This window comes from Pseudomonas bubulae, assembly GCF_900618535.1.
GTDB lineage: Bacteria > Pseudomonadota > Gammaproteobacteria > Pseudomonadales > Pseudomonadaceae > Aquipseudomonas > Aquipseudomonas bubulae.
Map to the genome: position 1 here is coordinate 60381 of NZ_UYJA01000003.1, position 11807 is coordinate 72187.

13 protein-coding genes and 1 tRNA gene are annotated in these 11807 nt (G+C 57.4%); 6 read left to right on the top strand and 8 right to left on the bottom strand.

The window, feature by feature from the left end; genetic code table 11:
- Positions 1–18: 18 nt before the first annotated feature.
- The 7 genes from pth to PPTH39_RS11190 form a co-directional block, all read right to left on the bottom strand.
- A complete protein-coding gene (gene pth / locus PPTH39_RS11160; protein WP_016781749.1) occupies positions 19–603 on the bottom strand; it encodes an aminoacyl-tRNA hydrolase in 585 nt (194 codons plus the stop codon).
- A gap of 166 nt (positions 604–769) precedes the next feature.
- The gene (locus tag PPTH39_RS11165) at positions 770–1357 is read right to left on the bottom strand and encodes a 50S ribosomal protein L25/general stress protein Ctc (protein WP_095003177.1); all 588 of its coding nucleotides are present in this window, start codon (positions 1355–1357) and stop codon (positions 770–772) included.
- 139 nt (positions 1358–1496) lie between these two features.
- Positions 1497–2438 (bottom strand): ribose-phosphate pyrophosphokinase, encoded by a 942-nt coding sequence (locus tag PPTH39_RS11170; RefSeq protein ID WP_019825119.1) that lies wholly within the window; start codon positions 2436–2438, stop codon positions 1497–1499.
- A gap of 45 nt (positions 2439–2483) precedes the next feature.
- A tRNA-Gln gene (locus tag PPTH39_RS11175) sits at positions 2484–2558 on the bottom strand.
- 37 nt (positions 2559–2595) lie between these two features.
- The gene (gene ispE, locus PPTH39_RS11180; RefSeq protein ID WP_371926134.1) at positions 2596–3456 is read right to left on the bottom strand and encodes a 4-(cytidine 5'-diphospho)-2-C-methyl-D-erythritol kinase; all 861 of its coding nucleotides are present in this window, start codon (positions 3454–3456) and stop codon (positions 2596–2598) included.
- 1 nt (position 3457) lies between these two features.
- On the bottom strand, positions 3458–4084 hold the full coding sequence (gene lolB, locus PPTH39_RS11185) for a lipoprotein insertase outer membrane protein LolB (RefSeq protein WP_095003176.1): 627 nt from the start codon (positions 4082–4084) through the stop codon (positions 3458–3460).
- A 3-nt stretch (positions 4085–4087) separates the two neighbouring features.
- Entirely contained in the window at positions 4088–5812 is a 1725-nt protein-coding gene (locus tag PPTH39_RS11190) for a tetratricopeptide repeat protein (RefSeq protein ID WP_130871981.1), read from the bottom strand.
- A 201-nt stretch (positions 5813–6013) separates the two neighbouring features.
- Here PPTH39_RS11190 and hemA point away from each other — a divergent pair, with 201 nt between their 5' ends.
- The 6 genes from hemA to PPTH39_RS11220 all read left to right on the top strand — a co-directional run bounded on the left by hemA (position 6014) and on the right by PPTH39_RS11220 (position 11347).
- Positions 6014–7297 (top strand): glutamyl-tRNA reductase, encoded by a 1284-nt coding sequence (gene hemA, locus PPTH39_RS11195; protein ID WP_095003174.1) that lies wholly within the window; start codon positions 6014–6016, stop codon positions 7295–7297.
- Between the two features lie 2 nt (positions 7298–7299).
- Positions 7300–8382, top strand: coding sequence for a peptide chain release factor 1 (gene prfA / locus PPTH39_RS11200; protein WP_095003173.1), 1083 nt, complete (start codon positions 7300–7302; stop codon positions 8380–8382).
- A complete protein-coding gene (prmC, locus tag PPTH39_RS11205; protein ID WP_095024934.1) occupies positions 8383–9213 on the top strand; it encodes a peptide chain release factor N(5)-glutamine methyltransferase in 831 nt (276 codons plus the stop codon). It abuts the gene before it with no gap.
- Positions 9207–9962 carry a molybdopterin-synthase adenylyltransferase MoeB gene (locus tag PPTH39_RS11210; RefSeq protein ID WP_095031454.1) on the top strand — a complete coding sequence of 252 codons (756 nt, stop codon included), beginning with the start codon at positions 9207–9209 and terminating at the stop codon, positions 9960–9962. Before prmC ends, PPTH39_RS11210 begins: the two co-directional genes overlap by 7 nt.
- Positions 9955–10746, top strand: coding sequence for a glutamate racemase (murI, locus tag PPTH39_RS11215; RefSeq protein ID WP_095001102.1), 792 nt, complete (start codon positions 9955–9957; stop codon positions 10744–10746). Before PPTH39_RS11210 ends, murI begins: the two co-directional genes overlap by 8 nt.
- Positions 10747–10828: 82 nt before the next feature.
- On the top strand, positions 10829–11347 hold the full coding sequence (locus tag PPTH39_RS11220; RefSeq protein WP_095001103.1) for an acyloxyacyl hydrolase: 519 nt from the start codon (positions 10829–10831) through the stop codon (positions 11345–11347).
- A gap of 10 nt (positions 11348–11357) precedes the next feature.
- On the opposite strand, the gene PPTH39_RS11225 is transcribed toward PPTH39_RS11220, so the two are convergent.
- Positions 11358–11663, bottom strand: coding sequence for a YkgJ family cysteine cluster protein (locus PPTH39_RS11225; protein ID WP_095001104.1), 306 nt, complete (start codon positions 11661–11663; stop codon positions 11358–11360).
- Positions 11664–11807: the final 144 nt, after the last annotated feature.

Genomic DNA, 11807 nt, shown 5'->3' on the forward strand with positions numbered 1-11807 from the left:
TTCCCCTCGGAAAAAGAGTCAGGCCTTCTGGCTGTGCAGGTTTTTCATCGCACGGTTCCATTCCCCGGCGAGGATATCCGGCAGCACGCCGAGGGCAAAATCGATGCTGGCATCCAGTTTTTCCTGTTCGGCGCGTGGCGCACGACCGAGGACAAAGTTGGACACCATGCTGGCGACGCCCGGGTGGCCAATGCCAAGCCGCAGACGGTAGAAATCTTTGTTGTTCCCCAGTTGCGCGATGATGTCGCGCAATCCGTTGTGACCTCCGTGGCCGCCGCCCAGCTTGAGCTTGGCAACGCCTGGCGGGAGATCGAGTTCGTCGTGGGCCACCAATATGGATTCCGGCGCAATGCGGTAGAAACCGGCAAGCGCCGCAACGGCCTGGCCGCTTCGGTTCATATAGGTGGTGGGAATCAACAGACGAACATCCTGACCCTGGTGGCTGAAGCGCCCGGTCAGGCCAAAATATTTGCGGTCTGCAACGAGGTTTACCCCATTGGCTGCCGCGAGACGCTCAACAAAAAGGGCCCCTGCGTTATGCCGGGTCTGTTCGTATTCGGTGCCTGGATTTCCCAGGCCAACGATCAGTTTTATGGCGGTCACGACAAGGGCCCTTCTATGGAGTTGTGGATAACATCGCCGCTAACGGTTAGCGGCGAAAACGGACAAGAAAGCGGGTTTACGTGAGTAAACTTCGCGATCTTGTCCGCTTTACTCGCTGCGTGTTAGCTCGCGATGTTTCTCAAGACTCCAACGACAGAGTAATGAATTACTCTGCTGCTTCTGGTGCAACACGTGGAGCGTGAACGTTGGCTACTGCCAGGTCGTTACCGTGTGCCAGAGCTACGAACTCAACGCCTTTAGGAGCGGTGATGTCCGACAGGTGAATGATCGAGCCGACTTCAGCGTTAGCCAGGTCAACTTCGATGAATTCAGGCAGGTCTTTTGGCAGGCAGGAAACTTCGATTTCCGCAACAACGTGGGAGATCTCGCCGCCTTTCTTGATCGGAGCCGCTTCACCAACGAAGTGAACCGGTACGATTGCAGTCAGTTTTTGACCAGCAACAACGCGTACGAAGTCAGCGTGCATCACGTGGCCTTTAGCCGGGTGACGTTGCAGAGCTTTGATGATCACGTTTTGCTTAACGCCGCCAACGGTCAGTTCGATAACGTGGCTGTAAGCAGCTTCGTTTTCGAGCAGTTTGGCAACTTCTTTAGCCAGCATGCTGATGGATTCAGGGGCTTTTTCGCCACCGTAAACTACAGCTGGAACCAGGCTTGCGAGACGACGCAGGCGGCGGCTCGCACCTTTCCCCAGGTCGGAACGCACTTCAGCATTCAGAGTAAAATCGTTCATGTTGTATCTCCAAAATAACCACATCCGCCCTGGCGTTTGCGACCAGCGCCATGGACGGTATGGGCAAAAAAGCCCCGCCCCAACGGATTGCTGGGGCGGGGCGCTTTTCGTCAGCAGAAGTCCTGAAAGGGCAGGGCCCTTATCGGAACATCGCGCTGATCGATTCTTCGTTGCTGATGCGGCGAACCGCTTCAGCCACAACCGGTGCGATATCCAGTTGGCGGATACGCGAACAGGCTTGTGCGGCAGCGGACAGCGGGATGGTGTTAGTCACCACCAGCTCATCCAGCATGGAATTTTCGATATTCTCGATTGCCCGACCCGACAGCACAGGGTGTGTGCAGTAGGCGAACACTTTGGAAGCACCATGCTCTTTCAAGGCTTTAGCCGCGTGGCACAACGTGCCGGCGGTATCGACCATGTCATCAACCAGAATACAGGTACGCCCTTCGACATCACCGATGATATGCATCACTTCAGAGTGATTGGCTTTCTCACGGCGTTTGTCGATGATACCCAGATCGACGCCCAGGGATTTGGCAACAGCACGTGCACGCACGACGCCGCCGATATCCGGGGACACAATCATAAGGTTCTCAAAGCGCTGATCTTCGATGTCATCCACCAAAACTGGGGAGCCATAGATGTTATCTACAGGAATATCGAAGAAACCCTGGATTTGGTCAGCATGCAAATCAACCGTGAGAACACGATCGATGCCGACTACGGTAAGCATGTCAGCAACAACTTTTGCGCTGATAGCCACACGTGCGGAACGCGGACGGCGATCCTGACGGGCATAACCAAAGTAAGGAATAACAGCAGTAATACGAGTCGCTGAGGAGCGGCGGAAGGCATCAGCCATCACGACGAGTTCCATCAGGTTATCGTTGGTCGGAGCACAAGTCGGCTGAATGATGAAAACGTCTTTACCGCGGACATTTTCATTAATCTCAGCGGTAATTTCGCCGTCGGAAAACTTGCCGACAGAGATGTCACCGAGTGGGATATGCAGCTGACGTACGACACGCCGAGCCAGATCGGGGTTAGCGTTCCCCGTAAAGACCATCATCTTGGACACGCGCAGTACCTGAAGGCTGAGGGTAACCTGGATGAGTATAAGAAATGGCAGGGGCGGCTGGATTCGAACCAACGCATGGCAGGATCAAAACCTGCTGCCTTACCGCTTGGCGACGCCCCTGTATCTGTTGCTACGAGTACCGTGTACCCGTTTCCTTTTACAAATTTTGCAGCTTGCGATGCAACATCGAAACGTTGCTTCCTTTTGCTACAAACCCTGTAAGGGTCTCTGTAAGAAGGTGCAGCACTTTATCAGCATCTGCTTCGTTTGGGAAGGCCCCAAATATACAACTTCCAGTTCCAGTTAATTTTGCTTCGGTATATTTACCTAACAAATTCAAAGCGTTACGTACTTCTGGATAACGCTCCTTCACTACTGCTTCGCAGTCGTTTCGGCTGTTTCCCTTGGGAACGGGGCGCACTTTAATGGGCAAAGAGTCACGTGTCAACAACGGATCTGAAAATATTTCTGCAGTACTTACAGATACTTGCGGGACAAGCACCAGATACCAGGGTTCTTCTGGCTCGGCAGGCGTAAGAATTTCGCCGACACCTTCAGCAAATGCGGCGTGGCCACGAACGAAAACCGGGACGTCGGCCCCAAGAGTCAGGCCCAGCGCTGCCAGCCGGTCTTCATCCCAGGCCAGTTGCCAAAGATGGTTGAGCGCGAGCAGTGTTGTGGCGGCATTGGAACTGCCGCCACCGATGCCGCCGCCCATGGGCAACACTTTTTTGATCCAGATATCGATCCCCAGAGGGCAAGCGGATTGTGCCTGAAGCTTTTTTGCGGCCTTGACGATCAAATTGTCGTCATGAGCAACACCGGGGAATTCGGTGTGCAGGCAAATGACTCCGTCGTCACGCACGGCAAAGGTCATTTCATCGCCGTAGTCGAGAAATTGAAACAGCGTTTGCAGTTCGTGATAGCCATCTTCGCGACGACCGAGAATGTGCAGCATCAGATTAAGCTTTGCCGGTGAGGGCAAAACCAGAGTGTTTCGATTCAGACGGTCTTGCATCTTATTGACCCAACAAGCGAGGTTGCCAATCTTTAACCACGAGCGTGACATCCAGATCCGGGCCGTGGAGCTTGACCCGCTCAGGCAGCCAGAAGCCGTTTTGCTCGACATAGCTCAAATATTCGATTTTCCAGCCGTCCTGTTCCAGGTTGGCCAGGCGGCTGTCAGCATTCAATGTTACCCGGCTTTTGCTGCCGGGCGCAGGCAAGCCGCGTACCCACCAGACCAGATGTGACACTGGCAGGCTCCAGCCCAATTGTTCGCCCAAAAGCGCTTCAGGGGTCGGTGCTTCATAGCGGCCCTGATTGGCCACTTCCAGAAGCACGCTGCCCGGGCGCCCGGTCAGGCGAGCGGCTCCGCGGCCCAGCGGACCGGAAAGGCGTATGTCGTAATAGTCCTGGCGCTGCAGCCAGAACAGCGTGGCGCTGCCCGATTCTTTAGGGGCGCGAATGCCGACTTTGCCGCTGATTTGCCAGCCGTCGAGCCGGGTCAATTGCTGTTTGTGGGCTGACCACAGGGCAGGGCTGCCGTGGCCTTCTACGGATTCGCGGGCGCCGAAGCCCGCGCAACCGGCGAGCACGGCAATCAGGCTGAAAACCACGAGATGGCGCAAGTGACGATAAAACATGAGTTAAAGAGTCTCTGATCCGGTCAGGCGCAAAATGGTTTTGCGCAGAATAGGGCTGTCAGGATTTTCTTTAAGAAAAGTGCCCCAGATTTTTTTCGCTTCACGCTGCTTGCCATTGGCCCACAGCACTTCGCCCAGATGAGCGGCTACTTCCTGATCAGGGAAACGCTCCAGTGCCTGGCGCAGCAAGCGTTCGGCCTCATCCAGATTGCCAAGGCGATAATTCACCCAGCCCAGGCTGTCGAGCACAGCAGGGTCGTCCGGGTTCAGATCATAGGCTTGCTGGATCAGCGCCTTGGCTTCCGTGTAGCGAGTGGTTCGATCCGAAAGCGTATAGCCCAGGGCGTTCAATGCCATGGCGTTGTCAGGTTCACGCTTGATGATGGCGCGTAAATCCCGCTCCATCTGATCTAGATCGTTACGTTTCTCGGCCAGCATGGCGCGTGAATACAGCAGGTTGAGATCGTCCGGGTATTGCTTGAGTGCTTGTTGCAGCGTGTTCCAGGCGCGATCGGTCTGGTTGTTCGCCGCCAGGGTTTCGGCTTCTATCAAGTACAGCTGGATGGCGTAGTCGGGCTGTGCACCACGGGCCGAGGCCAGTTTTTTCGAGGCTTCGGCGCCGCGACCATGGCTGATCAGGATGTCCGCCTGGCGCAGTTGTGCGGGCAGGTATTCGCTGCCGGGACCTACCAATGCGTACTCAACCAGTGCGCCCTCGGGATCATTGCGTTCTTCGGCGATGCGGCCCAGGTTCAGATGCGCCGAGTCGACATGGCTGTCGCGCTCGATCAGCTCTTGCAGATAGCCTTCGGCTTCGTCCCAGGATTTGCCTTCCAGGCAAACCAGTGCCAGCGAGAATCGCAGCTCATCGTCTTCGGGGTATTGCTCCACCAGGCTGGCAAACTGCACTTTTGCCTCGGTCATGCGGTTCTGCTCGACCAGGGTGCGCGCATAGGTCAGGCCCAGGCGCTTGTCATCGGGGTACTGGCTGACGCTTTTTTTCAGCAGGGGCAACGCTTCATCGCCGCGGTTGAGGCTTTGCAACAAACGGGCGCGCAACAGAATCGGGGCGACTTCGCCGTTTTGCGGCGGGTTCTTTTCCAGTAGCTTCAGCGCGCCTTCGGCATCACCGTCCTGTTGCATCAACAAGGCCTTGCCGAAAATCAGCTGACCGTTGTCCGGGTGCTTGGCCAGCAGGCTGTCAAAACTTTTTTGCAGACCTGCCCGGGTATCTGCATCGGTTTCTATGGCCGCCAGGGCCAGGAAATCGAAGTGAGTATCACCCTTGGCCTGCAGGACTTTTTCCATGTAGACCAGGGATTCGTCATAGCGGCCGTTACGCGCCAGCTGAATGGCCGCAGCACGTTGCGCCTCGATATCGTCCGGGGCGTTTTTCACCCAGATCAGCGAGGTATCCAGTGCGGCCTGGTCGGCGCCCAGATACTCGGCGATACGGAAAGCGCGTTCGGAAACTCCCGGATCCTGCGTGTTGATCGCTTGCGTCACGTAGTTATCGAGGGCGATATCCAGACGATTGCGCTGGCCGGCCAGCTCGGCGCTCAACAGGCTGTACAGCGTGTCTTCGCTGAACGAACTGTAGACCGTGGGTTTTTCCGGGGTGGAGGAAACGTCTTCTGCCGCGGATGAGTCATCCGGGGACGTGGGGGCCAGAGCCTGGCAGCCACTGAGAAGGACGAGAGCGAGGAGCAACGCGGAGGATCTATTCATATAAGAGATGGGCGACTTACCTGCGGTCTGGGCATCATGACACATGCAATGGTGCAAACCATAACAAGTGCGACTATCGATATCCGGGGCTGATGATGTGTTCAACAGACGTTAACTATAGAGACAATAGTCAGCAATGGTTGTTCTGAATCTGGCGAAGTAGGACAATTGTCGGCTTCTTGTCATCATCAGCGATCTTGAATGGCCTTCCTCGCACTCGGTATTAACCACAAGACTGCTTCAGTAGACGTCCGCGAGCGCGTGGCTTTTACTCCGGAGCAGTTGGTTGAGGCCTTGCAGCAGCTCTGCCGCCTAACCGACAGTCGCGAAGCTGCGATCCTCTCCACCTGCAATCGCAGCGAGCTCTATATAGAGCAGGACCACCTTTCGGCAGACCGTGTGCTGCAATGGCTGGCGGACTATCATGACCTGAGCCTCGATGAACTGCGTGCCTGCGCCTATATCCATGAAGACGACGCAGCCGTTCGTCACATGATGCGCGTGGCTTCAGGCCTGGATTCGCTGGTGTTGGGCGAACCGCAGATTCTCGGCCAGATGAAGTCTGCCTATGCCGTGGCGCGTGAGGCGGGCACGGTCGGGCCGTTGTTGGGGCGCTTGTTCCAGGCCACGTTCAACTCGGCCAAACAGGTGCGCACCGACACCGCCATCGGTGAAAACCCGGTTTCGGTGGCCTTTGCCGCGGTGAGCCTGGCCAAGCAGATCTTCAGCGATCTGCAGCGCAGCCAGGCCTTGCTGATCGGTGCGGGCGAGACGATTACCCTTGTCGCCCGCCACCTGCATGACCTGGGAGTAAAGCGTATCGTGGTGGCCAACCGTACCCTGGAACGCGCCAGTACCTTGGCTGAGCAGTTTGGCGCCCACGCGGTACTGCTGTCGGATATTCCCCAGGAGCTGGTCCACAGCGACATCGTGATCAGCTCCACGGCCAGCCAATTGCCGATTTTGGGCAAGGGCGCGGTCGAAAGCGCCCTGAAGCTGCGCAAGCACAAACCGATCTTTATGGTCGATATTGCCGTTCCCCGGGATATCGAGCCTGAAGTCGGTGAGCTGGACGACGTGTACCTCTATACCGTCGACGACTTGCACGAAGTGGTTGCCGAAAACCTCAAGAGCCGTCAGGGCGCGGCCCAGGCGGCAGAAGAGCTGGTGAGCATAGGCGCTGACGATTTTATGGTGCGCCTGCGTGAACTGGCGGCTGTGGATGTGCTCAAGGCCTACCGCCAGCAAAGCGAACGCCTGCGTGACGAAGAGCTGCAAAAGGCCCAGCGCATGCTCGCCAACGGCAGCAATCCGGAAGATGTGCTGGTACAACTGGCGCGCGGGCTGACCAACAAATTGCTTCATGCCCCCAGCGTACAACTGAAAAAACTTTCCGCCGAAGGCCGCCTCGATGCGCTGGCCATGGCCCAAGAACTTTTTGCCCTCGGTGAGGGCTCATCGCATAGCTCTGCGGATAAAAAATAGTAATGAAAGCGTCACTGCTTAATAAACTGGACATCCTCCAGGACCGTTTTGAAGAACTGACCGCATTGCTTGGCGATGGCGAAGTCATTTCCGATCAAACCAAATTCCGCGCCTATTCCAAGGAATACTCGGAAGTTGAACCCATTGTTGCCGCTTACGCGCAGTGGCTCAAAGTGCAGGCCGACCTTGAAGGCGCCCAGGCGTTGCTCAAGGACAACGACCCGGACATGCGCGAAATGGCAGTCGAGGAAGTTCGTGAAGCCAAAGAGCGATTGATCGAACTGGAAAAAGACCTGCAACGCATGCTGCTGCCCAAGGATCCGAATGACGGGCGCAACGTGTTTCTGGAAATTCGCGCCGGCACCGGTGGCGATGAAGCGGCGATTTTTGCCGGTGATCTGTTTCGCATGTACTCGCGCTACGCCGAGCGCCGTGGCTGGCGGGTTGAAATCCTGTCCGAAAGCATCGGCGAGCATGGTGGCTATAAAGAAGTCATTGCCCGTGTCGAAGGTGAGAATGTTTACGCCAAGCTGAAGTTCGAGTCCGGTGTACACCGCGTGCAGCGTGTACCTGCAACCGAATCCCAGGGTCGTATCCATACCTCGGCCTGTACCGTGGCGGTGCTGCCAGAGCCCGATGAGCAGGAAGCCATCGAGATCAACCCGGCCGATTTGCGTGTGGATACCTACCGTTCCTCCGGAGCCGGTGGCCAGCACGTCAACAAGACCGACTCGGCCATCCGCATTACTCACTTGCCCTCGGGCATTGTGGTGGAGTGTCAGGAAGAGCGTTCCCAGCATAAAAACCGGGCGCGGGCGATGTCCTGGCTCTCGGCCAAATTGAATGACCAGCAAACCAGCGCCGCGGCCAATGCCATTGCCAGCGAGCGCAAGTCGCTGGTGGGCTCGGGGGATCGTTCCGAGCGCATCCGCACTTACAATTTCGCGCAGGGGCGAGTGACTGACCATCGTGTCAACCTGACCCTGTATTCCCTGGATGACGTACTGGCTGGCGGCGTTGATGCCGTTATCGAGCCTTTATTGGCGGAGTTTCAGGCTGATCAACTGACAGCCCTGGGTGAATAAATGACTATTATTGCCAGCTTGTTGCGTGCTGCTGAACTGCCTGATTCACCTACGGCCCGTCTTGATGCGGAGCTGCTGCTGGCCGCTGCCCTGGGCAAGTCGCGCAGCTATCTGCACACATGGCCCGAAAAAATCGTCAGCAGCGAAGCCGCCTTGACCTTCGCCGAGTACTTGCTGCGCCGCCGTGCCGGTGAGCCGGTGGCCTATATTCTGGGGCAGCAGGGTTTCTGGAACCTTGATCTGGAAGTGGCGCCGCATACGCTGATTCCGCGCCCGGACACCGAGTTGCTGGTGGAAACCGCGCTGGCCCTGCTGCCCGCAACCCCGGCCAAAGTGCTGGACCTGGGCACTGGCAGCGGTGCAATCGCCCTGGCTTTGGCCAGTGAACGTGCCGCCTGGCACGTCACGGCAGTTGACCGCGTGCTTGAGGCCGTGGCTCTGGCCGAGCGCAATCGCCAGCGTTTGCAGCTCGACAACGTCAATGTGTTTACCAGCCATTGGTTCAGCGCGCTGGACGACCAGCGTTTTGACCTGATTATCAGCAACCCGCCCTATATTGCTGCCGGTGATGTTCACCTGGCGCAAGGCGATGTGCGTTTCGAACCTGAAAGCGCTCTGGTTGCCGGTGCCGATGGCCTGGACGATATCCGCCAGATCATTACCGCTTCTGCGCAGCACTTGAATGCAGGTGGCTGGTTGATGCTGGAGCACGGTTACGATCAGGCTGCAGCTGTGCGCCAACTGTTGCAGGACGCAGGTTTTACCGAGGTTGAAAGCCGCACGGACCTGGGCGGCCACGAACGCATTACATTGGGCCGCCTGCCGTGCTGACCGACGAGGAGCTGTTGCGCTATAGCCGACAGATCCTGTTGCAACAGGTTGATATCGATGGCCAGCTGAAGCTGAAAAACAGCCGTGTGCTAATTGTCGGGCTGGGTGGGCTGGGCTCGCCCGTCGCGCTGTACCTGGCCGCCGCCGGTGTCGGCGAGCTGCATCTGGCTGACTTTGACAGCGTTGACCTGACCAATCTGCAGCGTCAGATCATTCATGACACTGCCAATGTTGGCGAGAGCAAGGTGGACTCGGCGTTGCGCCGACTGCGCCTGATCAATCCGCATCTCAAGCTGGTTGCCCACCGCTCGGTGCTGGATGCCGATTCGCTGGCCGACGCCGTTGCCGCGGTGGATCTGGTGCTCGACTGCTGCGACAACTTTGCCACCCGTGAAGCGGTGAACAAGGCCTGTGTTGCGGCGCGCAAGCCGTTGGTCAGTGGCGCGGCGATTCGCCTTGAGGGGCAGCTGTCGGTGTTTGACTCGCGCCAGAGTGCCAGCCCTTGCTATCACTGCCTGTACGGGCATGGCAGCGAAGAGGAGCTGACCTGCAGCGAAGCCGGCGTCATTGGTCCCCTGGTGGGGGTGATCGGCAGCTTGCAGGCCCTTGAAGCGCTCAAGGTGTTGGCCGGGTTTGGTGAGCCACTGGTGGGCCGGCTGTTGCTGGTCGATGCCTCGAGCACGCGTTTTCGCGAATTGCGGGTCAAGCGCGACCCGGCCTGCAGCGTATGCGGTACTGGCCATGAGTGAGGCGCCGATTGGCGTTTTCGACTCCGGCGTCGGTGGCTTGTCGGTACTCAAGGAGATCCACGCGCTATTGCCCAACGAGTCGCTGCTATATGTGGCGGACTGCGGGCATATCCCCTATGGCGAAAAAAGCCCCGAATTCATTCGTCAGCGCTGCGCGGTAATGGCTGATTTTTTCCAGCAGCAAGGCGCCAAGGCGCTGGTGCTGGCCTGTAATACTGCAACGGTGGCTGCGGTGGCGGATTTGCGTCAGCGTTACCCGACCTGGCCCATGGTCGGTATGGAGCCAGCGGTCAAACCGGCGGCAGCGGCCACCCGCAGTGGTGTGGTAGGCGTACTCGCCACGACCGGCACATTGCAGAGCGCCAAATTTGCCGCCTTGCTCGATCGTTTTGCCAGCGATGTGCGGGTTGTCACTCAGCCATGCCCGGGCCTGGTGGAGCTGATCGAAACCGGCGACCTGCACAGCGATACCTTGCGTACTTTGTTGCGCGGTTATGTCGAACCGTTGCTGGCCGCGGGCTGTGACACCATTATTCTTGGCTGTACGCATTACCCCTTCCTCAAGCCTCTGCTAAGCCAGATGCTTCCTGGTTCGATTACCCTGATCGACACCGGTGCCGCCGTGGCGCGCCAGCTCAAGCGATTATTGGCTGAGCGCGGCTTGCTGGCAGCTGGCCCGCCTGCTGAAACGCAGTTCTGGACCAGCGCTTCTCCTGAACACTTAGGAAATATCCTGCCTGTGTTGTGGAATAAATCTGGCGTTGTGCGAAGCTTCGGTCTGTAAAAAAACAGAACTTATGCTTCATGACACCTGCCTGATGAAGCGCATAACCACTGACATGGGCATATGAAAATAGGATTTTCTTATGAAGCGACTTTTTTGTTTGGCTGCGCTTGCAGCCGCTGCACTGGGGCAAAGTTTTACTGCACAGGCTGCCGGGCTTGAATTTGCGGTGGGGCACACCAGCGAATCGACCATGACCTACCGTCTGGGCTTGAAATCTGATTGGGACAAAAGCTGGCTACAAAGTGATGTGGGGCGTCTGACCGGCTATTGGGATGGGGCTTATACCTACTGGGAAGGTGACAAGTCATCCGCGAGTAATAGCCTGTCGTTCTCGCCCGTGCTGGTGTACGAATTTGCCGGTGGAAGCGTAAAGCCCTATCTCGAAGCCGGGATCGGGGTGGCGTTGTTCTCGCACACTGAAGTGGAGGGCAACCGTCTGGGAACAGCTTTCCAGTTTGAAGACCGTTTGGGGTTTGGCCTGCGCTTTGCCGGTGGTCATGAGGTCGGCATACGTGCGACCCACTATTCCAATGCCGGGATCTCCAGCACCAATGACGGCGTAGAAAGTTATGCGCTGCACTACACCATGCCGCTGTAGGGGCAGGTATTTAGCGATACGCCGTGGCAATGCCCTGGCGTTCATTGAGGCATTCGACTTCGCCCATTTCGAACTCGCGGCAAATCAGTGGTCGAAGCTCATAGATGGTGCACATCATGGTGTTGCGGTCCAAAGCCGCACACCAACCATCATCCAGGCGCAGCATCACTTCGCCGCCCCAGTCATCCTCTGCAATAAAACGCTCGGGCACACCGGTATCGGTGATCAGCATCACTTCCAGCTGGCAGCAGCATGCCGCGCACGTTGAACAGGTAACGGCGGGTTCGGTAATTTCGGTCAGGGGGATGTTGGTCATAGGCGTGCAGTGTAAGGCAGTGCTGGCATCAGGTGTGAATGTGCTGATGAACGCAGATGTATAACCCCCCGTAGATACTCTGTTGCCGGTCAACCCTCCCTGTGGGAGCGAGCCTGCTCGCGAACGACTTTCGCGAGCAGGCTC